Origin of the sequence: Pseudomonas migulae (genome assembly GCF_043225285.1) — a bacterium.
GTDB classification, from domain to species: domain Bacteria; phylum Pseudomonadota; class Gammaproteobacteria; order Pseudomonadales; family Pseudomonadaceae; genus Aquipseudomonas; species Aquipseudomonas migulae_C.
In genome coordinates, this window is sequence record NZ_CP171224.1 from 5,099,746 (window position 1) to 5,122,257 (window position 22,512).

Sequence of the window (22,512 nt, forward strand, 5' to 3'; positions counted from 1 at the left end):
CTCGCTCCTACAATTGAAATGCATTCCCCCTGTGGGAGCGAGCCTGCTCGCGAAGGGCCCGCAAACACAGCTCAAAAATGTGCTCTGACCTCCCGCCCAAACCGCTCCCGATACACCGACGGCGGCACACCGACGACATTGCGAAACGCCACCCGGAAGCTTTCCACCGAGCGATAACCGCAGCGTTCGGCAATCTGTTCTGTGTTCTGCCCACTGCTTTCCAGCAACTCGCGAGCCCGCGCCAGGCGCTCATGCTGCAACCAGGACTTGGGCGAAAAACCGGTGGCTTCTGTAAACCGGCGCAGGAACGTCCGTTCACTCATGGCCGCCTCACTGGCCAGGTCGCGAACCTCCAGCGGGTCATGCAAACGTTCCCGGGCCCACTGCATCACGCGTGAAAGATCGCTGCGCGGCGTAGGACTGACCGGCGTCGGAATGAACTGCGCCTGACCGCCGGTGCGTTGCGGCGACATCACCAGCCGCCGTGCCACTGAGTTGGCGACTTGCGTGCCGAAGTCCCGTGCCACCAGGTGCAGGCAGGCGTCGATGCCGGCCGCGCTGCCGGCCGAGGTAATCAGTTGGCCGGAGTCGACGTAGAGCACGTCCGGGTCCACCAGAATGTTCGGGAAACGCTCGGCCAGCTCTGCGGCGTAACGCCAATGGGTGGTGGCGCCGTGACCGTCGAGCAAGCCGGTTGCCGCCAGCACGAACACGCCCGAGCAGATCGACAGCAACCGTGCGCCCCGTGCATGGGCCTGGCGCAGGGCGGTGACCAACTCTTCCGGCACCGGGGCACTGCGATCACGCCAGCCCGGAATGATGATGGTCCGGGCGTCGGCGAGCAGTTCCAGGCCGCCGTCCGCCAGCACCTGAATGCCGCCCATGGCGCGCATCGGGCCCTGGTCCACGGCAGCGATCCGGTGTGCGTACCAGGGAAATTCGAACTCGGGCCGCGCCAGGCCGAAAATCTCCACGGCGATGCCGAATTCGAATGTACAGAGGCCGTCGTAGGCGAGGATGGCGACCAATCCAGGGGTGGGCTGCATTTGGCGGAAAGTTCCCGGTGAGTGTCTTGTGCGCCACTTTAGCCGCAAGTGCGCCGCGGATAAAGTCGTCTCACACCCACCGAGACTCTGGAGTACGCCCCATGACCAGCCTGGTTCGCCTGATTCCCGCCGCCCCATCGGCCATTGCCCTGATGCATTTCAGCAACCGTCTGACCTTTGAAACCGATTGTTCCGACGTTCACAGCAGCCAGCAGGCAGGCGATGTGGATTTTGTGCTGATGGACGTACGCGGTCCGCTGGCGTTCGAGCGCGGTCACGTGCTGGGTGCGATCAATCTGCCGGGACGCTTGCTGACCGCCGAGGCGTTGGCCGGTTATGCCAAATCCACGCTGTTCGTGGTGTATTGCGCCGGGCCACATTGCAACGGTGCCAACAAGGCGGCGGTGAAGCTGGCGGCGCTGGGTTACCCGGTCAAGGAAATGATCGGCGGGGTGACCGGGTGGCTGGATGAAGGGTTTGTGCTGAGCACCGAGGTGCAACGACCAACCGCCATTGGCTGCGACTGCTGATCCAGTCCGTGTAGGAGCCGGCTTGCCGGCGATTGCGGTCGTTCAGACGATAGACGCGTCGAATCATCCACCGCCATCGCCAGCAAGCTGGCTCCTACAAATTTGCAGTGGACCACCAATCATCGAGCGTCGCCTCAAGCCATTGAAATACGGCGGCATGCGCGGCGCTTTCCGGCTCGCCCCGTGGCAATGGCGATTCATCCCCAAAGTGCTTATTCAGCGTTGCCACCGATTCGGCATTCCACTCCGGATGAAACTGCAACCCCACCCGCGCAGGCCCCGCGCGATACATTTGCTGCGCGCATTGATCGCTGCTCGCCAGCAGCTGCGCACCGGGCGGCAGGTCGATAGCGTCTTCGTGCCATTCCAGCACCTTCAATACCTGGCCATCGGCAAAGCAAACTGGCGTCCAGCCGGTTTCGGTCCGATCCATCCTGCGCACGTTCCCGCCCAGGCTTAGCGCCAGCAGCTGCGCCCCCAGACAAATCGCAAACACCGCCGCGCCCTGATCGAGGCATCCCGCCAGCCACTGACGTTCCGCGCCCAACCACGCCGGCCCGGCGTTGGATTCATAAGGGCCGCCCAACAAAATCAGGGGTTGTGCACTGACGGGCGGCAACTGGCCCAGATCGGCGCGAAAGACATTCAGCGTCAACCCGCGCGACCCGGCCCACTCGGCAATCGCGCCCGGACCTTCGGCGGGGTGGTGCTGGATCAGGTTCAGTCCGCGAATCTCATCGTTCATTCAGTTCGCCTTTTTTATAAGTATTTGTCGCTTATGCACAATTTACCCGCCTGAAGCCGCTCTAGACTGCCGGCCACTTCGGTCTTCTCCAACAAAAAAGCTCTGACCGAAAGCTACCAATCGAACGCTGCCAATAAAAGTCTCCGCACACGGGAGTTATAAATGAAGAAGCTAGTGATGTTCGGTGCCCTGGCACTGTCGATGTTGTCCCTGACCGCTGTGGCCGATGACGCCAAGCCGATCCGCATCGGTATCGAAGCCGGTTACCCGCCATTCTCGATGAAAACCCCTGACGGCAAGCTCACCGGTTTCGACGTCGATATCGGCGATGCGCTGTGCGAACAGGCGAAACTGAAATGTGTGTGGGTCGAGCAAGAGTTCGACGGCCTGATCCCGGCATTGAAGGTCAAGAAGATCGACGCGATCCTGTCGTCCATGACCATCACCGACGACCGTAAGAAGAACGTCGATTTCACCATCAAGTACTACCACACCCCGGCGCGCTTCGTGATGAAGGAAGGCACCGACGTGAAAGACCCGCTGACCGAGCTCAAGGGCAAGAAAGTCGGTGTACTGCGCGCCAGTACCCACGACCGTTTCGCCACTGAAGTGCTGCAGCCGGCCGGTATTGTCCTGGTGCGTTACGGCTCCCAGCAGGAAGCCAACCTGGACATGGTCTCCGGTCGCCTCGACGCGATGCTGGCCGACTCGGTCAACCTCGACGACGGTTTCCTGAAAACCGACGCAGGCAAGGGCTTCGCATTTGTCGGCCCGACCTACGAAGACGCCAAGTACTTCGGCGGCGGCGCCGGTATCGCCGTGCGCAAGGGTGATACCGAGCTGGCGGACAAATTCAACACCGCCATCACTGAAATCCGCGCCAACGGCAAGTACAAGCAAGTGCAGGACAAGTACTTCAATTTTGACGTTTACGGCGAGTAATCCGGCCGTATAAGAAAGTGGCAACCGTGAAGGCGGTTGCCACTTTTTTTATGTTCTCTTTAATGAAATGAGAACCCTGTAGGAGCGAGCCTGCTCGCGATAGCGGTGTATCAGCCAACATTTGTATCGACTGACACACCGCTATCGCGAGCAGGCTCACTCCTACAGGGGATCTCTGTGTTTTGATATTCAGGAGTCGTTTCATGCAACGCATCGACCACCCATTGCCCTGGAGCCACCTGGGCACCGAACGCACCCTCAGCGTGTTTCGTTACGGCACCGGCGCGCGTAAGGTCTACATCCAGGCCAGCCTGCACGCTGACGAATTGCCGGGCATGCGCACCGCCTGGGAACTGAAAAAACGCCTGGCCGAACTCGAATCCCAGGGCCAGTTGCAAGGGGTGATCGAACTGGTGCCGGTGGCCAATCCCATCGGTCTGGACCAACACCTGCAAGGCAGTCACATGGGCCGCTTCGAGCTTGGCAGCGGCAAGAATTTCAACCGCTCGTTCGTTGAACTGAGCGCGCCGGTCGCTGAACTGATCGGCGATCAGCTGGGCACCGATGCCCAGGCCAACATTGCGTTGATTCGTCAGACCATGGGCCAAGTGCTCGATGATCTGCCTGCACCCAAGTCGCAGCTGGAAGCCATGCATCGCTTGCTGTTGCGCCACGCCTGTGACGCCGACATCACCCTCGATCTGCATTGCGATTTCGACGCGGCGATTCACATTTACGCCTTGCCGCAACACTGGCCGCAGTGGCAACCGTTGGCGGCACGCTTGAAGGCCGGCGTGGCGCTGCTGTGTGAAGACTCTGGCGGCAGCTCTTTCGACGAGTCCTGTTCTTCGCCATGGTTGCGCCTGGCCAGGGCTTTCCCCGAGGCGGCGATTCCACCCGCGAATCTGGCGACCACACTCGAGCTGGGCAGCATGGGCGATACCCGCGTCGATCAGGCTCAGGCCAACTGCGAGGCCATTCTCGGGTTCCTCGCCGAGCAGGGTTTTATCAAGGGCACCTGGCCGGCGGCACCGAGTGAATGCTGTGAAGGCATGCCGTTTGAAGGCACGGAGTACCTGTTTGCGCCGCATCATGGCGTGGTCAGTTTTCTGCGCGAGGCCGGTGAATGGGTGGAGCAGGGCGACGCGCTGTTCGAGGTGGTCGACCCGTTGCATGACCGCGTCACAACCGTGCGCGCCGGCACCAGTGGCGTGTTGTTTGCGATTGATCGCGGGCGCTACACGCAGCCGGGTACGTGGCAGGCGAAAGTCGCGGGGCGTGAGGCGATTCGGGTTGGCAAGTTGATCAACGACTGATCGGAATGCTTTGGTGTCGTTGATATTGTCATCGCGAGCAGGCTCGCTCCCACAGGGGAATGCATTTCAACTGTGGGAGCGAGCCTGCTCGCGATGACGGTATCAGCAGCTCCGCGAGTGCATCGGCAGCAGGAGATGTTAGGCTCAACCCCGAATCCTGCGCTCTGTGAAGGAAGGTTTATGTTTAAGGTTCTCGCTCTGCTGACACTCCTGGCGTCCACCGCCGCCCACGCTGAAACCCCGCTGCACACCGATCTGCCGCTCAAGTACCTGGAGCAGGCCCATCCCGATTCCGTCAATCAGCCCCTGGTTATTTTCCTCCACGGCTACGGCAGTAACGAACAGGATCTGTTCGGCATCAAGGATGAGTTGCCGGCCCGATACAACTACCTGTCGGTGCGCGCGCCGATCGTGATGGAAGAGGGCAGCTATCAGTGGTTTCGCAAGAAAGGGGAAGGTGCCTACAACGGCGAGACGGATGATCTGAAGGCCGGCGGCAAGGTCTTGCTGGACTTCGTCGCACAGGCGGCGAAGAAATATCACACAGAGCAGAACAAGGTTTACCTGGTGGGCTTCAGTCAGGGCGCGATCATGTCCTACGAGGTCGGGCTGCGTCACCCTGACGCTGTGGGCGGGATCGCGGCGTTGAGCGGGCGGATCCTGCCGGTGCTCAAGTCTGAACTCAAAGCCGATGAAAAACGCCAGCAGTTGGCGATTTTCATCGGGCACGGCACCGCGGACAAACGTCTGCCGTTCAACGACGGCACCGAAGCGAACAGCCTGTTGCAAAGCCTGTCACTCAAACCTGAGTTTCATGCCTACCAAGGCGTGGGCCACAACATCAGTGCCGAAGAAATGCAGGACCTGAACGCGTGGTTACAGCGCCTCAACCCCTGAGCCTTACTTGCCGGAAACGATCTGTTTAACCAGAGCCTCGTGGCCCGCATTGTCGCTGAGACGGGAAATCACCTGAACCAGCGCCATACGGGTGCCCGAGGCGGCCATCAGCGTGGTATCGAGGGTTTTGCCACCGCCCTGGGTGGCGATGCTGTCGAGCTGGCGCAGACCTAGGCCTGTGCCTTTCTGGGTCAGGCTTTTTTCACTGAGCTTGGTGAAATCAGGCAATGCCTTGGCCTGTTGGGTGGCGAAGTCGGCCGAGGTGCCGTCGAGGAAGCCACCGTCGTTGTCCTTGACGTTGGCGCCACCGGGGATGGTGTTTTCAGCGGCGATGACCACGGTTTTGGTGGTCTCGTTGGTGTACATGGTGCCGCTCGCGCCAGTCGCGTCCGCCGGAAGCGGATTGGAAACGAAGCCCTTGGGCAGGGTGAACTTGAATTTTCCGCCCAGCATCGAGACGTTCTGCGCCGGCGCTGTCTCTTTAGCCGCCTGCGCATTCAAAGCCCCCAGGCTGGCAACCGCAGCCAGCAGCAGGACAACGGCTTTTTTACTCAACAAAAACATTCTGAATCTCCAGGGATGATCGCGCTTTGAGGGCGATCATCCCATGGAATCCTTTTTGTAGCAGCTGCGTTCAGACGGCGCGGCGTGCTGGATAGCTCTCGATCACATCCAGAAACTCGATCCGGCGATCGCTGGCCAACAACTCCGGCAACAGCTGTTCATAGTCCTGGCGATACGGCTTGCTCAGGTGGCGCGCGATGAAGTCTTCCTTGCTGCAATTCCAGGTTTCGTAGAGCACCAGGGTGTTCGGCTCGTCCTGCAACTGGTGGACCCAGGTGTTGACGAAGTCCGGCTCGGCCGACATCTGGTGAACCACGTCGAGCAGGCGCTCTTTGGTTTCGGCGAAACGTTCCGGTTTGGCTGGCAGGTAAACGATAAACGCGACTTGATCACTCATTTCATCACCTTCGCATGCGGGGAATGGGTTACTGCGCCTGGTTCTGCGGGAACAGGTTGCGACGGGTTTCTTCGTCGAATTCCGCTTTCAGCACCAGCTTCTCTTTGAGGCCGTGAGCCCGCACGGCCGCAGGGCGGGCGCTGATTTCGTCGAACAGGCGCTTGACGTTCGGGTAGGCCGCCAGGCCATTTTCGCCAAGGATGTACGGCGCGTAGTTGGCCCAGCCCCACAACGCCATGTCGGCGATGCTGTAGGTGTCGCCGGCCAGGTATTGATGGTCGGCCAGGCGCTCATCGAGTACGCGGTAATGACGCTCGACTTCTTTCAGGTAGCGGTTTTTCGCGTAGGCCAGGTCTTCCGGTGCGTGGTGCAGGAAGTGCACAGCCTGGCCGGAAAATGGCGACAGGCCGGTGGCGATGAACATCAGCCACGACAGCAGTTCGGCCTGGCCGGCGACGGTTGTCGGCAGGAATTGCTGATGTTTTTGCGCGAGGTGCAGCAGGATCGCTTGGGAGTCGAACACGGTGGCATCGCCATCGACCAGTGCAGGTACTTTTGCGTTCGGGTTGATCGCCAGGAAGGCTGGCTGGTGTTGCTCGCCCTTGAAGGTGTCGACGCCGATCAGCTCGTAGGGCGTTTGCAGTTCTTCGAGCAGCAGAGCAACTTTCATCGGGTTTGGCGAAGGGTGGAAAAAGAATTTCATGGTGTAGGCCTCAGTGAGTGGTTGGTCGGTAACTGAGGCTTATGGTGGGCGAAACCTGTTCGATTGACGTACGGGGTTTTTGTTCTACTCGTTCGAAATAGTTGAACGGGTTGTCGGCGTTGCCACTGGTTTGGCCAGCAGGCGCCGGGTGACGCCGAGCATGGCCACGGACACTGCGACGCCCAGGCCGAAAGCCTTCAGACCCATGCCTGGCAAGGTCAGCGCCAGGACCAGGCAGAACGCGCTGAACGAATACATGCCGGTGGCCGTGGCACGCAACAAGGCTGCGGTGAACGCCGGGCCACGGGTTTGCTGGGAGAACACCGCCATCACGCTGCCCAGTACCGGGAACACCGCGAGCAGACCGCTCCAGCGTTCGCCGACGGTACTGGCCAGCCAGGTGACCGCGAGCGTGAGCAGGGCGCCGGCAATCATGCGCAACAGCAATTTGTCGGACTTGGGCGCCGGTCCCGAAACGATCGGCTGCACCTTGGGAAACAGGTATGGCGCCGCCAGGAGCGCGGTCGCGGCGGCGATCACCGAGAAGGTCAGCGACGGTGGAATCACCGACAGGACCACGGCAGCCGTCGCCCAGACCAGCAGCGAAACCACCAGCGCCCAAGGCCATCCGGACCGTTGTGCGACCTGGGCATAGGTCACGCAGAAGGCAATCATCGCGAACATCGCGGATAACGCCGCCGTCGCCGATTGCGCGGCGAACACTTCGCCTTGCTCGATGGCGAGGAAGAACAGAATCGGCCCGACCACCACCGGCAGCCCCGACAACCACCCGGCGACGCTCGGCCCCCAGCGCTTGCCCGCGAGGGAGATCAGTAGGAGAAATCCGGGAATGACCAGCAGTTTGAGCAGCAGCACGAAGGCGCCTCCGACCTGTGTGAGGCGGCAACGTTAGCACTGCCGCGGACAGATTGCTGCAAGGATTGTCGATTTTTGTATACAAAGCTGCATGCTTGTACCGCAACGCATTTTGCGTATAAGTATCAGCATCCATTCGCGCTGAATCGAGCCGATCATGAACCGTCTCCACTCACCTTTACGTCATGGCCTGTGGCTGTTGGTTTTGCTGGGCGGCCAGGCATTGGCCAATTGGCAGGACACGCTGCCCGGGGCGCGGATCATTGGCACGGGCGAGTTCCGGATGTTCGGGTTCGACGTCTATAACGCGCGTTTGTGGAGTGCCGCGCAGCCGTTTGTGAGCGACCAGCCGTTTGCCCTGGAGCTGATTTATCAGCGGCGGATTTCCCGGGAGGATCTGGTCAAGGCCAGCGTCAAGGAGATCAAGCGTTTGTCGGGGACGTCGGTCAGTGCCGGGCAACTGGCGCAATGGCAGGCGCAGATGCAGGAGGCGTTCGTCGATGTGGAGGCCGGGACCCGGCTCACCGGGGTTTATCTGCCGGGGCAGGGCGCACGCTTTTTTGTCGGCCAGCAGTTGCTGTACGAAGTGAAGGATCCGGTGTTTGCCCGGGTGTTTTTTGATATCTGGCTTGATCCGCGTACGAGCAATCCCGAGTTGCGGGAGCAGTTGTTGGGCATTGCCAAGCCCTGAGCATCACCGCGATTGCATTTGATCTTGTAGGAGCAAGCTTGCTCGCGATGGTCGTTAACGATAACGCGTGCTTCCTGATTAAACGCGGCGCTCTTGAATTAATCGCGAGCAAGCTTGCTCCTACAAGATCAAGATCAAGATCAAGATCAAGATCAAGATCAAGATCAAGATCAAGATCAAGATCAAGATCAAGATCAAGATCAAGATCAAGATCAAGATCAAGATCAAGATCAAGATCAAGATCAAGATCAAGATCAAGATCAAGATCAAGATCAAGATCAAGATCAAGATCAAGATCAGGAGCAAAAGCAATCACGTTGTTCTTTTGCGTTTTGCCGGTACACCGAAAAGCGCGAAACGTCTAAGCTGCCTCCTCCCGCCGGTTTTCTGGAATGTTCGCGTGAAATTCACTTTGCCCAAAGTTGCCACGGCGCCGTTTTGCCCGCCGGAAGTGGCCGGTAGCGTCGCCGTTGATCCTCGCGCGTCATTCTTCAAACGTGTCTTGCGTTTCGCCGGTCCGGGCTTGCTGGTGTCGATCGGCTACATGGATCCGGGCAACTGGGCTACGGCCATCGAGGCTGGGTCGCGTTTCGGTTACAGCCTGTTGTTCGTGGTGCTGCTGGCCAGTCTGGCGGGGATGGTGGTGCAGTGCCTGTGTTCGCGCCTGGGCATCGCTACCGGGCGAGACCTCGCGCAATTGTCCCGCGAGCGCTACAGCACGCGGACCGCGCGTACGCAGTGGGTGCTGGCGGAAATCTCGATCATCGCCACCGACCTCGCCGAAGTGCTCGGCTGTGCCCTGGCGTTCCACCTGCTGCTGGGTTGTTCGCTGACGGTCGGCATTGCGCTGACGGCGTTCGACACCTTGCTGGTGCTGGCCCTGCAAAACCGAGGCTTCCGTCGACTCGAAGCGATCATGCTGGTGCTGGTGAGCACCATCGGCGTGTGCTTCTTCGTTGAACTGCTGTTGATCAAGCCTTACTGGCCGGACGTCGCTCGCGGGTTCACGCCGTCGCTGTCCGCCATCGGCGATGCTGCGCCGCTGTACCTGGCCATCGGCATTCTCGGGGCCACGGTGATGCCGCATAACCTGTACCTGCACACGTCGATCGTGCAGACCCGGATGATCGGCAAGGATCTGGCCAGCAAGCAGGACGCGGTGAAACTGGCGCGCATCGACACCATCGGTTCCCTGGCGCTGGCGCTGCTGGTCAACGCGGCGATCCTGATTCTCGCGGCAGCGGCCTTCCACAAGACCGGTCATACCGATGTAGTGGACATCCAGGACGCTTACCACTTGCTCGATCCACTGGTCGGCGGCGCCCTGGCCAGCGTGCTGTTTGGTGTGGCCTTGTTGGCGTCGGGCCAGAGCTCGACGTTTACCGGGACCATCGCCGGGCAGGTGATCATGGAGGGTTACCTGAACCTGCGGATTCCTTGCTGGCAGCGGCGCCTGATTACCCGAGGGCTGGCGTTGATCCCGGCGTTTATCGGCGTCTGGCTGATGGGGGATAACGCGATCGGCAAGTTGCTGGTGTTGAGCCAGGTGGTGCTGAGTCTGCAGTTGCCGTTTGCGTTGTATCCGTTGATTCGCATGACCAATGACCACAAGTTGATGGGGCCGTTTGTGAACCGGCTGCCGACGCGGGTGTTGGCGTGGGGGTTGTTTGCGGTGATCAGTGGGGCGAATAGCTGGTTGATTTTCCAGTTTTTGGGGTGATTGATCGGGCCTCATCGCGAGCAGGCTCGCTCCCACAGTTGGACTGCATTTCCCTGTGGGAGCGAGCCCTGCTCGCGATGAACGATTACACGGTACCTGCCTGAAATGCATTAACGACAAAATCGATAAACACCCGGGTCTTGGCCGGCATCAACGTTCGGCTCGGGTAATACAGCGAGATCGGCCCCGCATCGGCGTGCCAGTCCGGCAGCAGCCTCACCAGTTCCCCACGCTCAATGTTTGCCGCCACGTCCGGCAGCACCAGCAGCGTTACCCCCAAACCCAGTACCGCCGCCTCGCGCATGGCCGCAGGGTCATTGAGCACGATGCTCTCGCTCAGGCTGGCCGACGCTTCATGCCCGGCGCCGTCCTGCATGACCCACTGCCGAATCCGCCCGGTGCGAACGCCGCGCATGACGATGCCGTCGAGCCGATGCAAGTCCGCAGGGCTGTCGGGCAACGCGCGCCCGGCGAGGTAAGCCGGGGAGGCCACCGCCACCACATGCGCCGCCGCCAATGTGCGCGACACCACCCCCGGCGTTAATTCGAAACCGCCGCCAATGGCCGCGTCATAGCCCTCGGCAATCAAATCCACGGGGCGGTTTTCGAAGTGCCATTCCGGGCGAATCAACGGATAACGCGCCAGAAATGCCGGCAGCAGCGGCAGGATATGGCCTATGCCAAAGGTCGGTGCAAGGCTCACTTTCAACACACCCGCCGGCTCGCCCCGGTCGGTGGTCACCGCGCTGATCGCCGCCTGCAATGCTTCAAGATTGCCACCGATGCTGGCGAGGAAACCTTCCCCGGCTTCGGTCAGGGACAGCTTGCGGGTCGAACGCTGGAACAGCCGTACGCCGATGTTGCGTTCGAGCATCGCCACGTTGCGACTGACCGCCGCGGGCGTCAGGGCGAGCAAGCGCGCTGCGGCGGAGAAGCTTCCGGTCTCGGCGCTGCGCACGAAGGATTCGAGGTTGGCGAGGGTTTCCAAGGTTTACACCTGCTATCAATGCTTGAAGATGATTCAAGCCATTACCCGCTAATCAAGGGCTAATGGCAAGCGCAGTATTCACTCCATCCCAATCACGGAGTGACACATCAATGACAACTTCCCACCTTCCTCTGGCCGGCAAAACCGCTTTGGTGACCGGCGGCTCACGCTCGATAGGCGCTGCGATTGCCAAGCGTCTGGCCGCTGACGGCGCCAACGTCGTGCTGACGTTCAGCGCCTCGCCGAACAAAGCGTTCGAGGTGGTGCAAGCCATCGAAACCGCAGGCGGTCGCGCCTTGGCCGTCGCGGCTGACGCCGGTGATCCGGTGGCGGTGCGTGCCGCCGTGACGCGCACGATCGAGGCGTTCGGCAGCATCGACATTCTGGTGAACAACGCCGGCATCGCCCTCGGCGGACCGATCCAGGACATCAGTTTCGACGACTACCAGCGGATGATCGCGGTCAACGTCACCGGCGTGTTCGTCGCCACTCAGGAAGCGGCGCGGCACATGAAGGCGGGCGGGCGGATCATTCACATCGGTTCGTCGATGACTCACTACGCCGCGTTCCCGACCGCTTCGCTGTACACCCTGACCAAAGGCGCCATCGCTGGTTTCAACCGCAGCCTGGCCCGTGATCTCGGCCCGCTGGGCATCACCGTCAACACCGTTCACCCCGGCCCGACCGACACTGACATGAACCCCGATGGCGGCCCGGTGAGCGAAATCGTCGGCCCTGGCATCGCTGTCGGGCGTTATGGCAAACCCGAGGAGATCGCCAATGTCGTGGCGTTCCTCGCCAGCCCGGAAGCGGCGTTCGTGACCGCTGCCGACATCATCGCTGACGGCGGCTTCACCGCCTGATTACTTTTTTGAGGAGAGCATCATGAGCACAATCGGAATCATCGGCGCCGGCGCTATCGGCGCAGCGTTTGCCCGCGCGCTGTCGCGGCAAGGCATTGAAGTGGTCATCGCCAACAGCCGCGGGCCGGAAACCCTGGCGTCGCTGGTGGCAGAACTCGGTCCGACGGCACGCGCCGGGACCCGTGAAGAAGCGGCAGCACAGCCGATCGTTCTGGTGGCGGTCAACTGGTCGAAGTTGCCGACCGCACTCGCGGGGCTGCCGGACTTCGGCGGGCGCATCGTGATCGACGCCAACAACTCGATTGAAGCGCCGTCGTTCAAGGCCGTGGATTTGCAGGGCCGTATGTCTAGCGAAGTGTTCGCCGAATGGGTGCCGGGGGCGCGGGTGGTAAAGGCGTTCAATCACCTGGCGGCGCGTTTGCTGGAGAGCGATCCGGCGGCGGAGGGCGGTCGACGGGTGCTGTTCGTGTCGGGCGATGACGCCCAGGCGAAAGCTCAGGTGGTCGCGTTGACCGAGCGTTTGGGGTTCTTCGGGATTGATCTGGGGGAATTGAGTGTCGGCGCGCGACTGGTGCAGTTTCCGGGCGGTCCGCTGCCGGCGTTGAACCTCGTAAAATTCGCCTGAACGCAAACCCTGTAGGAGCCGGCTTGCCGGCGATGGCGCTGGAACAATCGACATTGATGTCGCCTGACACGCCGCTATCGCCGGCAAGCCGGCTCCTACAGAAATGCTCCCTCGCTCGAGAGTGAGGGGTGTTGCCGGACGGCGCGGATCTTCGTGGGTCCCCGCACCGCCCGTTTAACGCTTTAAACCCGTTCCAGCGCCAGTGCCACGCCCTGACCGCCACCGATGCACAAGGTGGCGAGGCCTTTCTTGGCGTCACGCTTGATCATCTCGTGCAACAAGGTCACCAGCACACGGCAACCCGAAGCACCAATCGGATGGCCGAGGGCGATGGCGCCGCCGTTGACGTTGACCTTGTTCAAGTCCCATTCCAGGTCCTTGGCCACCGCCAGGGATTGCGCGGCGAAGGCTTCGTTGGCTTCGATCAGGTCCAGTTGATCGATGGACCAGCCGGCCTTGTCCAGGCAACGGCGCGTGGCCGATACCGGGCCGATGCCCATGATCGCCGGGTCCACGCCCGCGTTGGCGTAAGCCGCGATTTTTGCCAGCACTGGCAGGCCCAGGGCCTTGGCTTTGTCCGCGCTCATCAGGATCACGGCGGCGGCGCCGTCATTCAGCGACGAGGCGTTGCCGGCGGTCACCGAACCGTCTTTCTTGAAGGCCGGTTTCAGTTTGCCGAGGGACTCGGCGGTGGTGCCGGCACGCGGTTGCTCATCGGTGGCGAAGGACAGCGGATCGCCCTTGCGCTGTGGAATCAGGATCGGCGTGATCTCGTCGACAAAACGCCCTGCTTCGATAGCGGCCGTGGCTTTCTGCTGCGAGGCGGCAGCGAAAGCGTCCTGCTGTTCGCGGCTCAGGTCGTACTTCTGCGCCAGGTTCTCGGCGGTGATGCCCATGTGGTAATCGTTGAACGCATCCCACAAACCGTCGCTGATCATGGTGTCGACGATTTGCGCGTGACCCATGCGCAGACCGGTGCGCGCGCCCGGCATCACGTAGTTGGACAGGCTCATGTTTTCCTGGCCGCCGGCAATGATCACCTCGGCGTCGCCGCAGCGGATGGCCTGGGCGCCCAGGTGCAGGGCCTTGAGGCCCGAACCGCAGACCTTGTTCAGGGTCATTGCCGGGACGGCGAACGGCAGGCCGGCCTTGATCGAGGCCTGGCGCGCAGGGTTTTGCCCGGCGCCGGCGGTCAGCACCTGGCCCATGATCACTTCATCGACTTCAGCAGGGTCCAGGCCGGTTTGCGCCAGCAACTGGCGGATCACCGCAGCGCCGAGGTCAACCGCGGACACATTGGCCAGCGCACCCTGGAAGCTGCCGATGGCAGTACGGGTGGCGGCGACAATGACGACTTCTTGCATGGAATGATTCCTCACTGGGCAGCGAACTGCATTTCCGGAACGTGGTCCGGCACGATCAGTTTACCGGCGGTCTTGGCGACGATCTCTTCGACGCTGACGCCCGGTGCACGCTCTTTGAGAATGAACGCGCCGTTTTCGATTTCAAGGTACGCCAGGTCGGTCAGCACGCGCTTGATGCAACCGGCGCCGGTCAGCGGCAGGCTGCATTGGGACAGGAGCTTGGACTCACCGTCCTTGGACGCGTGGGTCATGATGACGATGATGTTGTCGGCGCCGGCCACCAGGTCCATCGCACCGCCCATGCCCTTGACCAGTTTGCCGGGGATCATCCACGAGGCGATGTTGCCTTGCACGTCCACTTCAAACGCACCCAGCACGGTCAGGTCGACATGACCGCCGCGAATCATCGCGAAGGACTCGGCCGAGGAAAAGATCGACGCGCCGATGCGTGCGGTCACGGTTTGCTTGCCGGCATTGATCATGTCGGCATCGATGGTGTCTTCAGTCGGGAACGGACCCATGCCCAGCAGGCCGTTTTCCGACTGCAGCATGACTTCCATGCCTTCGGGAATGTAGTTGGCGACCAGGGTCGGAATGCCGATGCCGAGGTTCACGTAGAAGCCGTCCTGCATTTCGCGGGCGACGCGTTGAGCCATTTGTTCGCGGGAAAGTGCCATTGTTGTTATTCCTTCATTCGGTCCGGGGGCAGGGGATCACTTACGCACGGTGCGCTGTTCGATGCGCTTCTCGAACGTGCCGCAAATGACCCGGTCGACGTAGATGCCAGGGGTGTGGATCTGCGCCGGGTCCAGCTCGCCGGGTTCGACGATTTCTTCGACTTCGACCACGGTGATTTTGCCGGCGGTGGCGGCCAGCGGGTTGAAGTTCTGAGCGGTGTGGCGGTAGATGACGTTGCCGAAATGGTCGGCTTTCCAGCCTTTGACGATGGCGAAGTCACCGGTGATGGATTCTTCCATCAGGTACTTGCGGCCCTTGAATTCGCGCACTTCCTTGCCTTCGGCGACCGGAGTGCCGACACCGGTGGCGGTGAAGAATGCCGGGATGCCGGCGCCGCCCGCACGCATTTTCTCGGCGAGGGTGCCTTGGGGGGTCAGGATGACTTCGATTTCGCCTTTGAGCAGTTGCTCTTCGAACAGCTTGTTTTCGCCGACATAGGAGGCGACCACTTTGCTGATCTGGCGGTCGGTCAACAGCACGCCGAGGCCGAAACCGTCGACGCCGCAGTTGTTGGAGACGACGGTGAGGTCGCGTGTGCCCTTGCGCTTGATCTCGGCGATGAGGTTTTCCGGGATCCCGCACAGGCCGAAGCCGCCGGCGATCACGGTCATACCGTCTTCAAGACCTGCCAGAGCTTCCTCGTAGGAACTCACGCGCTTGTCGAAACCTGCCATATGCACCTCTTTTATTCTTTGTGGGCGGCTGGCTAGCCGTATGGGTTGAAGTGTCTCGCCGGGGGATTTATTTGTTAAGTTGATTTTTAAGGTTGATTGATAGATAAAACTCACCAATAAACCCTGTAGGAACGAGCTTGCTTGCGATGATCGTTAACGAAAACGCGTGTTGATTGGCTTAATGCGGCGCCCTTGAGTCCATCGCGAGCAGGCTCGCTCCTACAGAAGAATGCCTCTGTGCCCATTACTGGAGCAGTTCAACCATGACAGTCAAGCAGATCAGGGCTTTTTTAGCCGTGGCCCAGAGCCTGAGCTTCGCCGTCGCCTGCGAACGCCTACACCTGTCGCAATCGGCGTTGAGCCTGACCATCAAGGCGCTGGAAGAAGGCCTGGGCGGGCGCTTGTTCACTCGCAACACGCGCAATGTGGCGCTGACCGCCGAGGGCGAATCCCTGGTGCCACTGGCCCGGCGCCTGATCGCTGACTGGGATAACGCCGAGGATGAGCTGCGCCAGCGTTTCACCCTGCAACGCGGGCGGGTGACGCTGGCGGCGATGCCGTCGTTTGCCGGCAACCTGCTGCCGCCGATCCTCAAGACGTTTCGCGCGCGGTACCCGAAGGTCAATGTCACGGTGAACGACGTGATCAACGAGCAGGTGCTGGAAATGGTGCGCGACCGCCAGGTCGAGTTGGGGGTGGCGTTTGAGCCGACCCAGAGTTCGTCGCTGGCTTTCACGCCCTTGTACATGGACCGGTTTGTCGCGGTGGTGCCGCTGGATTCGCCTTTTGCGGAGCGCGCAGACATCGATTGGCAGACGCTGCTTGAACAACCGTTTATTACCTTGCAACGACCGTCCACGGTGCGGGTGATGCTGGAAGAGCACTTGCAGGCCCGCGGGATGAAGTTGCCGGTGGAGTTCGAGAGCCATCAACTGGCGACGGTCGGCAGGATGGTCGCCAGCGGTCTGGGCGTGAGCGCGGTCCCGGCGCTGTGTGCCGGGCAGATGCGCGAACTGGGCGCGCGGTGCATCACGTTGCACGACCCGGTGGTGGAACGGGCGATTGGCGTGTTGACCAAGCCTGGGGTCGAACTGTCGGCGGCGGCGCAGGCGTTGTTCGATATTCTCAAGGAAGAAAACCTGGGCGAGCGTCTCGCCCTCTAATTTACGGTTGTCCCCAATCCCGTAGGAGCCGGCTTGCCGGCGATGGCGTCCGTGAAGGCGCTGCAGGATTCAAGACCGCCATCGCCGGCAAGCCGGCTCCTACAAGGTTGTGTGGGGTCAGGGTGTGAGGCGCTGGGCCAGCAACGGCAGCAGTTTTTCGCAGGAGGCTTCTATCTTCATATCGAGGAGGTCATCCGCCCGGGTCTTGCCGAGGTTGATCGCCAGCAACGGCTTGCCCTGATCCGCCACGGCCCGGCACAGACGAAACGCCGAATACGCCATCAACGAAGACCCGACCACCAGCAACCCCGCGGCTTTTTCCACCGCTGCCATCGCCTTGGCCGCTGTGACCTGCGCCACGTTCTCACCGAAAAACACCACATCCGGTTTCATCCGCTCGCCCGCGCAGTGCGGGCAATGCGGCACCTGAAACCGCGCCTCGAACGCAGAATCGAGCAAGGTGTCGCCATCCGGCGCCTGCACCGCGTCGACGCCGGCCAGGTAAGGGTTCTGCGCTTCCATCACTTTCTGGATCGAATCACGCTCGCTGCGCTGCCCGCAGTCCAGACACAGCACCCGGTGCAGGCTGCCGTGCAGTTCGATCACGTCGTGGCTGCCGGCCTGGTCGTGCAGGGTGTCGACGTTCTGGGTGATGAGCCCGCTGATCTGTCGGCTGCTTTGAAGGCTGGCGAGGGCTTCGTGCGCCACGTTCGGCTGGGCCAGGCGCACCCGCGGCCACCCGAGCATCGCCCGCGCCCAATAACGCCGCCGGGATTCCGGGGCTGAGAGGAATTCCTGGTACATCATCGGTTGCCGGCCGCGACGTACGCCCTGGTTGTCGCGGTAGTCCGGAATGCCCGACGGGGTGCTGATGCCGGCACCGGTCAGGACCACAAACGGTTGGTCGGTCATCAACTGCTGAAGCCGGTCGAGTTGTTCGCGGGTGCGGCTGTCGAGCATGTTCAACACTCCGGTGGGCCAGGGGTGTTTGCAGGGTAGCACTGCCGATCACCCTTGTAGGAGCCAGCTTGCTGGCGATGGCGATCTTACGGACTCCATCGCCGGCAAGCCGGCTCCTACAGGTTTGGGGGTTACTTACGGGCTTCGAGGATCAGGTTGAACGGGGTTTCGGTCGCCCGGCGGAACGTCTTGAACCCGGCCTCCGTGAACACCTTGCGCAATCGCGCTTCACCGGCCTGCGCGCCGAGCCCGAGGCCGACTTCCTGGGACAGCGAATTGGGCGTGCAGATGAACGTCGACGCGGCGTAGAACAACCGGCCAACCGGGGTGACGTTGTCGTCGAGCTTGTCGTTGGCGAACGGCTCCACCAGCAGCACCGTGCCGTCCGGTTTCAGCGACTCGTAGGCATGTCGCGCCGCGCCCACTGGGTCGCCCATGTCGTGCAGGCAGTCGAAGTAGCAGATCAGGTCGTAATCGTCGCCGGGGTAGCTTTTCGCTGTGCCCTGGAAGAACCGCGCCCGACCAGCCACGCCGCCTTCTTCTGCGCGCTGGGTGGCGACGGTGACGGACGGTGCGTGATAGTCGAAACCGACGAACCGTGAGTCCGGAAACGCCTGGGCCATGATCACCGTCGAGGCGCCATGCCCGCAGCCCACGTCCGCGACCTTGGCGCCGGCTTCCAGTTTGGCGACCACGCCTTCCAGCGCCGGCAACCATTCGGCGACCAGATGCGCCTTGTAGCCAGGGCGGAAGAACCGCTCGGTGCCGTTGAACATGCACGGATGGTGATCACCCCAGGGCAGGGCGCCATTGCCGCGCATGGCTTTGACCAGTTTGTCCTTGTCATGGAAAAACGACGCGACCACCCCGATACCGCCCGCCACGTAGACCGGGGAGTCTTCGTTGGCCAGCGCCAGGGCCTGTTCTTCCGGCAGGCGGAACTGGCCGTCGCGGTGTTCCATGTAGCCGGAAGCGGCGTGGGCGCTGAGCCATTCGCGCAGCAGGCGGGCGTTGCAGCCGGTTTTGTCGGCGAGTGCTTCGGGGCTGATCAGCTGGCTGTCGGCCATGGCCCGGTACAGTCCGAGCTCTTCGCCGAGGATGACATTGGCGAGCATGGCCGCGCCGCCCATGTCGTTCACCAGTTTGCCCATGAAATCGTTGAGTCTGGCCTCGTCCATCACGTGTGCTCCTTTGGCAGGATCACGGTCCAGAGGCAGGTTTTCCGAGGCTTGCGCCTCTGGGCGGTGGTCGCAGGAATGAACAGGACGGAGTGTGGTCCTGTGTGCGTTAAGTTTAGTCCGGGCCACCTGCGTCGCCGTCCGGAGTGACGAAAGAAATCTTTGACCCGACACCGAACCCCGTAGGAGCCGGCTTGCCGGCGATGGCGTCCTTGAAATCGCCATCGCCGGCAAGCCGGCTCCTACAGAGTTCAGTGGTGTGTGTATCTCACTGTATCCAGCTCCCTTCTCGATACAGTTTCCGGCATTACCCGACCATCCCCGAACACAGCCCAGATACAAACCTGCGATCAACTGTCCAGGCCGTTTGGCACCCTATACACCGTGAAGGGGACAACAATGACCACGCTCCTGCCTGAAACCGACCTGCAATCCACCCCCGTCAACCGCCTGCGTGTTGACCAATACACCAACGGCCTGATCGGCCCGAGCCAGCCGATGCTCGGGCCTCTGGCCGATGGCGGCACCCTGATCACCGGCACGCCGCCGGGCTGCTGGGGGCCGATGATTACGCCCGCCTTCGAGGGCGGCCATGAAGTCACGCAACCGGTGGCCATCGCCGGCGCTGAAATCGGCGACGCCGTGGCGATCAAGATCAAAAGCATGCGCGTCACCTCGCTGGCCACGTCTTCGGGCGTGATGAGCTTTGTCGAGGGGCGCTACAACGGCGATCCGTTCGTGTCGAAATTCTGCAGCAAATGCGCCACCGAACACCCGGCCAGCCACGTCGAAGGCATCGGTGAGGATTCGATTCGCTGCAACAACTGCGGCGCCGAAGTCAGCGCGTTCCGTTTCAGCCACGGCTACGTCATCGTCTTCGATGCGCAGAACCAGGTCAGCCTGACCGTCAATCAGGACGTGGCCAACCAACTGGCGGGCAATGCCTCGGAAATGTCGGCGCTGCCGGAGTTCGCCGCCCAGCATTCGATCCTGTCCCTGGCCCGCGCCGACATTCCTGGGGTCGCCGCGCACATGCGCCCGTTCCTCGGCAACATCGGCACCACGCCGTCCCGGGATTTGCCGGACTCGCACAACTGCGCCGATTTCGGCCAGTACCTGATCGGCGCGCCGCACCGTTTCGGCATGACCCGCGAGGAACTGCACGCGGCCAAGACCGACGGCCACATGGACACCAACTCGATCCGCGAAGGCTGCGTACTGATCTGCCCGGTGAAAGTGCCGGGGGGCGGGGTCTACATGGGCGACATGCACGCCCAGCAGGGCAACGGTGAAATTGCCGGGCACGCCACCGATTGCTCCGGGGAAACCGAAGTCCAGGTCGAAGTGATCAAGAACCTCACTCTGGAAGGCCCGATCCTCCTGCAAAACCTCGACGACCTGCCGCCCATGGCCCGGCCGATGAACGCCACGCAACGGCAGAAAGTCCGTGAGCTGGGCGAGCGCTGGGGTCAGCATGACATCGAAGACAGCGGCCCGATCACCTTCATCGGCAGCGGCGAAAACCTCAACGTCGCGGTCGAGAACGGCCTGAAACGCGCCGCGTCGGTCACCGGCCTGCCGTACGACGAAGTGCTGAACCGCGCGACCATCACCGGCTCCATCGACATCAGCCGCTTGCCCGGCACCGTGCGCGTGACGTTCCTGTGCCCGATGAACGTGCTGGATCGCATTGGCATCGGCCATCTGGTGCGCGAGAAATACGACCTGGCGTAACGCCCGGCGGCGGGTCTGTACCGAAGTGTGTACAGACCCGCCGACGTTACAAACCCCGCGATTTTCTGCCAGCACGCAACACAGACCCGATACACCGCTCGGCTTAACTGTGATTACGTTCTGACTACCTTGAGATCGATACCATGCAGACTCCCATCACCTCAGCGAAAGCGACCGTCGGGCTTGGCCTGCGTCGTGGTTTGATGAAGGACCTCCAGGCCGCCCCGGCGGGCGATTTCGACTTCCTTGAAGTCGCGCCGGAAAACTGGATCGGCATCGGCGGCGCCCATGGCGCGGCATTGCGGGCCTTGGCCGAGCGTTATCCGTTGTCCTGTCACGGCCTGTCGCTGTCGCTGGGTGGACCGGCGCCGCTGGATGTCGCTTTTCTGCAAGAAGTCCGGGTTTTTCTCGATCAATACCAGGTGCCGCTGTACAGCGAGCACCTCAGTTACTGCAGCGATGACGGTCATTTGTACGACCTGTTGCCGCTGCCCTTCACCGAAGAAGCGGTGCATCACGTCGCCGCGCGCATTCGCCAGTCCCAGGACATCCTCGGCCGGCGCCTGGCGGTGGAAAACGTCTCTTACTACGCCGCGCCACAGCAGGACATGGACGAGCTGACCTTCACCAACGCGGTGCTGCGCGAAGCCGACTGTGACCTGTTGCTCGACGTTAACAATGTGTACGTCAACTCGATCAACCACGGTTTTGATCCGCAGGCTTTTCTGGCGGGCATCGATTCCGGGCGGGTGGTGGCGATGCACGTGGCCGGGCATTTCGATGAGTCCGACACCTTGAAAATCGACACCCATGGCGCGTCGGTGAAACCGGTGGTCTGGTCGTTGCTGGCCGAGGCTTACGCCCGGTTCGGCGCGCAACCGACGTTGCTGGAGCGGGATTTCAATTTCCCCGCGTTCGCTGAACTGGTCGCCGAACTGCAAACCATCCGCCGCCTGCAGGCCGAGGGGGTGACACGTGGATAAATCAGGCCTGTTTCAACAGCAGAACACCCTGGGTCGATATCTTCGTGACCCCGATCACTGTGCGCCGCCGGCCGGGATGGATGTGGCACGGGCTCAGGTTTACCGCGACCTGATTTTCAACAACCTGTCGATGTTGCTCAGCGGCACGTTTCCGGTGCTGATCAAGATTCTTGGCGACGAGCACTGGCGTTCGCTGGTGCGCCTGTTCCTGCGGGACTACCGCGCACACACGCCGAAATTCGGTGAGATCGCCGAGGAGTTTGTCGGGTTTCTCGCCGCGCAGCCGTCGGCGCTGAACGATGGGCCGTGGCCGCCGTTCATGGTCGAGCTGGCGCATTACGAGTGGGTCGAGATGGCGTTGCAGCAGTCCGAGGCCGAGCCGTTGCCGGCGAGTGATGTGGGCTTGCTGCTGGAGCGCCCGTTGCAGGTTTCACCGCTGGCGTGGCCGTTGGCGTATGCCTGGCCGGTGCAGTTGGTCGGGCCGGATTATCACCCCGAAGCGCCACCGGCCCAGCCGACGTTGCTGCTGGTGCGTCGGGTCGAGGACTGGAGCGTGAAGTTTTCCGAATTGAGCCCGTTGGCGTGGCGGCTGCTGCAGCGGGTTGGTGAGTTTCCACAGTTGAACGGGCGTGAGCAGTTGGAGGGGTTGGCCGTCGAGGCAGGCGCCGCCGGCTCGCAGGATTTCATCGACAGCGGGGCGGCTTTGTTGCGGCAGATGCACGGCGAAGGAGTCATTGGCCTGCACTGACACCTGTAGGAGCCGGCTTGCCGGCGATGGCGGTGCAACATTCAACATTGAGGTGCCTGACACACCG

Annotated in this window: 25 protein-coding genes; 13 read left to right on the plus strand and 12 right to left on the minus strand. The window is 61.8% G+C overall.

The window, feature by feature from the left end; genetic code table 11:
* Positions 1–71: 71 nt before the first annotated feature.
* Positions 72–1,046, minus strand: a complete 975-nt coding sequence (ftrA, locus tag ACF6ZU_RS23370) for a transcriptional regulator FtrA (protein ID WP_392887409.1) — start codon at positions 1,044–1,046, stop codon at positions 72–74.
* Between the two features lie 101 nt (positions 1,047–1,147).
* On the opposite strand from ftrA, the gene ACF6ZU_RS23375 reads away from it, so the two are divergent.
* Positions 1,148–1,576 carry a rhodanese-like domain-containing protein gene (locus ACF6ZU_RS23375; protein WP_392887410.1) on the plus strand — a complete coding sequence of 143 codons (429 nt, stop codon included), beginning with the start codon at positions 1,148–1,150 and terminating at the stop codon, positions 1,574–1,576.
* Positions 1,577–1,670: 94 nt separating this feature from the next.
* On the opposite strand, the gene ACF6ZU_RS23380 is transcribed toward ACF6ZU_RS23375, so the two are convergent.
* The gene (locus ACF6ZU_RS23380) at positions 1,671–2,309 is read right to left on the minus strand and encodes a type 1 glutamine amidotransferase (protein WP_392893888.1); all 639 of its coding nucleotides are present in this window, start codon (positions 2,307–2,309) and stop codon (positions 1,671–1,673) included.
* Positions 2,310–2,483: 174 nt separating this feature from the next.
* Between ACF6ZU_RS23380 and ACF6ZU_RS23385 the strand changes: the two genes are divergently transcribed.
* The 3 genes from ACF6ZU_RS23385 to ACF6ZU_RS23395 all read left to right on the plus strand — a co-directional run bounded on the left by ACF6ZU_RS23385 (position 2,484) and on the right by ACF6ZU_RS23395 (position 5,476).
* The gene (locus ACF6ZU_RS23385) at positions 2,484–3,263 is read left to right on the plus strand and encodes an ABC transporter substrate-binding protein (protein ID WP_392887412.1); all 780 of its coding nucleotides are present in this window, start codon (positions 2,484–2,486) and stop codon (positions 3,261–3,263) included.
* Positions 3,264–3,466: 203 nt separating this feature from the next.
* On the plus strand, positions 3,467–4,579 hold the full coding sequence (locus ACF6ZU_RS23390) for a succinylglutamate desuccinylase/aspartoacylase family protein (protein ID WP_392887413.1): 1,113 nt from the start codon (positions 3,467–3,469) through the stop codon (positions 4,577–4,579).
* Positions 4,580–4,759: 180 nt separating this feature from the next.
* The gene (locus ACF6ZU_RS23395; protein WP_392887415.1) at positions 4,760–5,476 is read left to right on the plus strand and encodes an alpha/beta hydrolase; all 717 of its coding nucleotides are present in this window, start codon (positions 4,760–4,762) and stop codon (positions 5,474–5,476) included.
* A gap of 3 nt (positions 5,477–5,479) precedes the next feature.
* Here ACF6ZU_RS23395 and ACF6ZU_RS23400 read toward each other — a convergent pair whose 3' ends face one another.
* The 4 genes from ACF6ZU_RS23400 to ACF6ZU_RS23415 all read right to left on the minus strand — a co-directional run bounded on the left by ACF6ZU_RS23400 (position 5,480) and on the right by ACF6ZU_RS23415 (position 8,016).
* A complete protein-coding gene (locus ACF6ZU_RS23400) occupies positions 5,480–6,040 on the minus strand; it encodes a hypothetical protein (protein WP_392887417.1) in 561 nt (186 codons plus the stop codon).
* Between the two features lie 70 nt (positions 6,041–6,110).
* On the minus strand, positions 6,111–6,437 hold the full coding sequence (locus tag ACF6ZU_RS23405; protein WP_392887419.1) for a putative quinol monooxygenase: 327 nt from the start codon (positions 6,435–6,437) through the stop codon (positions 6,111–6,113).
* A 28-nt stretch (positions 6,438–6,465) separates the two neighbouring features.
* Positions 6,466–7,140, minus strand: a complete 675-nt coding sequence (locus ACF6ZU_RS23410) for a glutathione S-transferase family protein (protein WP_392887421.1) — start codon at positions 7,138–7,140, stop codon at positions 6,466–6,468.
* Between the two features lie 84 nt (positions 7,141–7,224).
* A complete protein-coding gene (locus ACF6ZU_RS23415) occupies positions 7,225–8,016 on the minus strand; it encodes a hypothetical protein (RefSeq protein WP_392887422.1) in 792 nt (263 codons plus the stop codon).
* 157 nt (positions 8,017–8,173) lie between these two features.
* Here ACF6ZU_RS23415 and ACF6ZU_RS23420 point away from each other — a divergent pair, with 157 nt between their 5' ends.
* The 3 genes from ACF6ZU_RS23420 to ACF6ZU_RS23430 all read left to right on the plus strand — a co-directional run bounded on the left by ACF6ZU_RS23420 (position 8,174) and on the right by ACF6ZU_RS23430 (position 10,427).
* On the plus strand, positions 8,174–8,707 hold the full coding sequence (locus ACF6ZU_RS23420; protein ID WP_392887423.1) for a chalcone isomerase family protein: 534 nt from the start codon (positions 8,174–8,176) through the stop codon (positions 8,705–8,707).
* A 114-nt stretch (positions 8,708–8,821) separates the two neighbouring features.
* Positions 8,822–9,169, plus strand: coding sequence for a hypothetical protein (locus ACF6ZU_RS23425; protein ID WP_392887425.1), 348 nt, complete (start codon positions 8,822–8,824; stop codon positions 9,167–9,169).
* The gene (locus tag ACF6ZU_RS23430) at positions 9,108–10,427 is read left to right on the plus strand and encodes an Nramp family divalent metal transporter (protein ID WP_392887427.1); all 1,320 of its coding nucleotides are present in this window, start codon (positions 9,108–9,110) and stop codon (positions 10,425–10,427) included. Before ACF6ZU_RS23425 ends, ACF6ZU_RS23430 begins: the two co-directional genes overlap by 62 nt.
* Positions 10,428–10,512: 85 nt before the next feature.
* On the opposite strand, the gene ACF6ZU_RS23435 is transcribed toward ACF6ZU_RS23430, so the two are convergent.
* Positions 10,513–11,415, minus strand: a complete 903-nt coding sequence (locus tag ACF6ZU_RS23435; protein ID WP_392887429.1) for a LysR family transcriptional regulator — start codon at positions 11,413–11,415, stop codon at positions 10,513–10,515.
* Between the two features lie 110 nt (positions 11,416–11,525).
* On the opposite strand from ACF6ZU_RS23435, the gene ACF6ZU_RS23440 reads away from it, so the two are divergent.
* A complete protein-coding gene (locus tag ACF6ZU_RS23440) occupies positions 11,526–12,278 on the plus strand; it encodes an SDR family NAD(P)-dependent oxidoreductase (RefSeq protein WP_392887431.1) in 753 nt (250 codons plus the stop codon).
* Positions 12,279–12,300: 22 nt separating this feature from the next.
* Complete coding sequence (locus ACF6ZU_RS23445) at positions 12,301–12,903, plus strand: NADPH-dependent F420 reductase (protein ID WP_392887434.1); 603 nt, start codon at positions 12,301–12,303, stop codon at positions 12,901–12,903.
* Between the two features lie 182 nt (positions 12,904–13,085).
* Here the strand turns inward: ACF6ZU_RS23445 and ACF6ZU_RS23450 are convergent, their stop codons facing one another.
* From ACF6ZU_RS23450 to ACF6ZU_RS23460, 3 genes are read right to left on the minus strand one after another with little or no spacing between them, the layout of a single operon-like run.
* Positions 13,086–14,267, minus strand: a complete 1,182-nt coding sequence (locus ACF6ZU_RS23450) for an acetyl-CoA C-acetyltransferase (RefSeq protein ID WP_392887437.1) — start codon at positions 14,265–14,267, stop codon at positions 13,086–13,088.
* An 11-nt stretch (positions 14,268–14,278) separates the two neighbouring features.
* Positions 14,279–14,944: a CoA transferase subunit B gene (locus ACF6ZU_RS23455; protein ID WP_008021761.1), complete on the minus strand. Its 666-nt coding sequence runs from the start codon at positions 14,942–14,944 to the stop codon at positions 14,279–14,281.
* A gap of 36 nt (positions 14,945–14,980) precedes the next feature.
* Complete coding sequence (locus ACF6ZU_RS23460; protein WP_157713071.1) at positions 14,981–15,679, minus strand: CoA transferase subunit A; 699 nt, start codon at positions 15,677–15,679, stop codon at positions 14,981–14,983.
* Positions 15,680–15,942: 263 nt separating this feature from the next.
* Here ACF6ZU_RS23460 and ACF6ZU_RS23465 point away from each other — a divergent pair, with 263 nt between their 5' ends.
* Positions 15,943–16,842: a LysR substrate-binding domain-containing protein gene (locus ACF6ZU_RS23465; RefSeq protein WP_392887441.1), complete on the plus strand. Its 900-nt coding sequence runs from the start codon at positions 15,943–15,945 to the stop codon at positions 16,840–16,842.
* A gap of 117 nt (positions 16,843–16,959) precedes the next feature.
* Here ACF6ZU_RS23465 and ACF6ZU_RS23470 read toward each other — a convergent pair whose 3' ends face one another.
* Together ACF6ZU_RS23470 and ACF6ZU_RS23475 are read right to left on the minus strand one after the other, a co-directional pair.
* The gene (locus ACF6ZU_RS23470) at positions 16,960–17,802 is read right to left on the minus strand and encodes an NAD-dependent protein deacetylase (protein ID WP_392887443.1); all 843 of its coding nucleotides are present in this window, start codon (positions 17,800–17,802) and stop codon (positions 16,960–16,962) included.
* A 131-nt stretch (positions 17,803–17,933) separates the two neighbouring features.
* A complete protein-coding gene (locus tag ACF6ZU_RS23475; protein ID WP_392887445.1) occupies positions 17,934–18,980 on the minus strand; it encodes a class I SAM-dependent methyltransferase in 1,047 nt (348 codons plus the stop codon).
* A gap of 399 nt (positions 18,981–19,379) precedes the next feature.
* Here ACF6ZU_RS23475 and ACF6ZU_RS23480 point away from each other — a divergent pair, with 399 nt between their 5' ends.
* The 3 genes from ACF6ZU_RS23480 to ACF6ZU_RS23490 all read left to right on the plus strand — a co-directional run bounded on the left by ACF6ZU_RS23480 (position 19,380) and on the right by ACF6ZU_RS23490 (position 22,445).
* A complete protein-coding gene (locus ACF6ZU_RS23480) occupies positions 19,380–20,714 on the plus strand; it encodes an acetamidase/formamidase family protein (RefSeq protein ID WP_392887447.1) in 1,335 nt (444 codons plus the stop codon).
* A 143-nt stretch (positions 20,715–20,857) separates the two neighbouring features.
* A complete protein-coding gene (locus ACF6ZU_RS23485) occupies positions 20,858–21,697 on the plus strand; it encodes a DUF692 domain-containing protein (RefSeq protein ID WP_392887449.1) in 840 nt (279 codons plus the stop codon).
* A complete protein-coding gene (locus ACF6ZU_RS23490) occupies positions 21,690–22,445 on the plus strand; it encodes a DUF2063 domain-containing protein (protein ID WP_392887451.1) in 756 nt (251 codons plus the stop codon). The genes ACF6ZU_RS23485 and ACF6ZU_RS23490 overlap by 8 nt, the downstream gene beginning before the upstream one ends.
* Positions 22,446–22,512: the final 67 nt, after the last annotated feature.

Excerpts from the sequence above, each read along its gene's own strand:
- ACF6ZU_RS23395 (WP_392887415.1), top strand. The coding sequence starts at position 4,760 with ATGTTTAAGGTTCTCGCTCTGCTGACACTCCTGGCGTCCACCGCCGCC.
- ACF6ZU_RS23405 (WP_392887419.1), bottom strand. The coding sequence starts at position 6,437 with ATGAGTGATCAAGTCGCGTTTATCGTTTACCTGCCAGCCAAACCGGAA.
- ACF6ZU_RS23450 (WP_392887437.1), bottom strand. The coding sequence starts at position 14,267 with ATGCAAGAAGTCGTCATTGTCGCCGCCACCCGTACTGCCATCGGCAGC.
- ACF6ZU_RS23480 (WP_392887447.1), top strand. The coding sequence starts at position 19,380 with ATGACCACGCTCCTGCCTGAAACCGACCTGCAATCCACCCCCGTCAAC.
- ACF6ZU_RS23455 (WP_008021761.1), bottom strand. The coding sequence starts at position 14,944 with ATGGCACTTTCCCGCGAACAAATGGCTCAACGCGTCGCCCGCGAAATG.
- ACF6ZU_RS23385 (WP_392887412.1), top strand. The coding sequence starts at position 2,484 with ATGAAGAAGCTAGTGATGTTCGGTGCCCTGGCACTGTCGATGTTGTCC.
- ACF6ZU_RS23440 (WP_392887431.1), top strand. The coding sequence starts at position 11,526 with ATGACAACTTCCCACCTTCCTCTGGCCGGCAAAACCGCTTTGGTGACC.
- ACF6ZU_RS23470 (WP_392887443.1), bottom strand. The coding sequence starts at position 17,802 with ATGCTCGACAGCCGCACCCGCGAACAACTCGACCGGCTTCAGCAGTTG.
- ACF6ZU_RS23400 (WP_392887417.1), bottom strand. The coding sequence starts at position 6,040 with ATGTTTTTGTTGAGTAAAAAAGCCGTTGTCCTGCTGCTGGCTGCGGTT.
- ACF6ZU_RS23460 (WP_157713071.1), bottom strand. The coding sequence starts at position 15,679 with ATGGCAGGTTTCGACAAGCGCGTGAGTTCCTACGAGGAAGCTCTGGCA.
- ACF6ZU_RS23465 (WP_392887441.1), top strand. The coding sequence starts at position 15,943 with ATGACAGTCAAGCAGATCAGGGCTTTTTTAGCCGTGGCCCAGAGCCTG.
- ACF6ZU_RS23375 (WP_392887410.1), top strand. The coding sequence starts at position 1,148 with ATGACCAGCCTGGTTCGCCTGATTCCCGCCGCCCCATCGGCCATTGCC.
- ACF6ZU_RS23410 (WP_392887421.1), bottom strand. The coding sequence starts at position 7,140 with ATGAAATTCTTTTTCCACCCTTCGCCAAACCCGATGAAAGTTGCTCTG.
- ACF6ZU_RS23390 (WP_392887413.1), top strand. The coding sequence starts at position 3,467 with ATGCAACGCATCGACCACCCATTGCCCTGGAGCCACCTGGGCACCGAA.
- ACF6ZU_RS23475 (WP_392887445.1), bottom strand. The coding sequence starts at position 18,980 with ATGGACGAGGCCAGACTCAACGATTTCATGGGCAAACTGGTGAACGAC.
- ACF6ZU_RS23420 (WP_392887423.1), top strand. The coding sequence starts at position 8,174 with ATGAACCGTCTCCACTCACCTTTACGTCATGGCCTGTGGCTGTTGGTT.
- ACF6ZU_RS23445 (WP_392887434.1), top strand. The coding sequence starts at position 12,301 with ATGAGCACAATCGGAATCATCGGCGCCGGCGCTATCGGCGCAGCGTTT.
- ftrA (WP_392887409.1), bottom strand. The coding sequence starts at position 1,046 with ATGCAGCCCACCCCTGGATTGGTCGCCATCCTCGCCTACGACGGCCTC.
- ACF6ZU_RS23485 (WP_392887449.1), top strand. The coding sequence starts at position 20,858 with ATGCAGACTCCCATCACCTCAGCGAAAGCGACCGTCGGGCTTGGCCTG.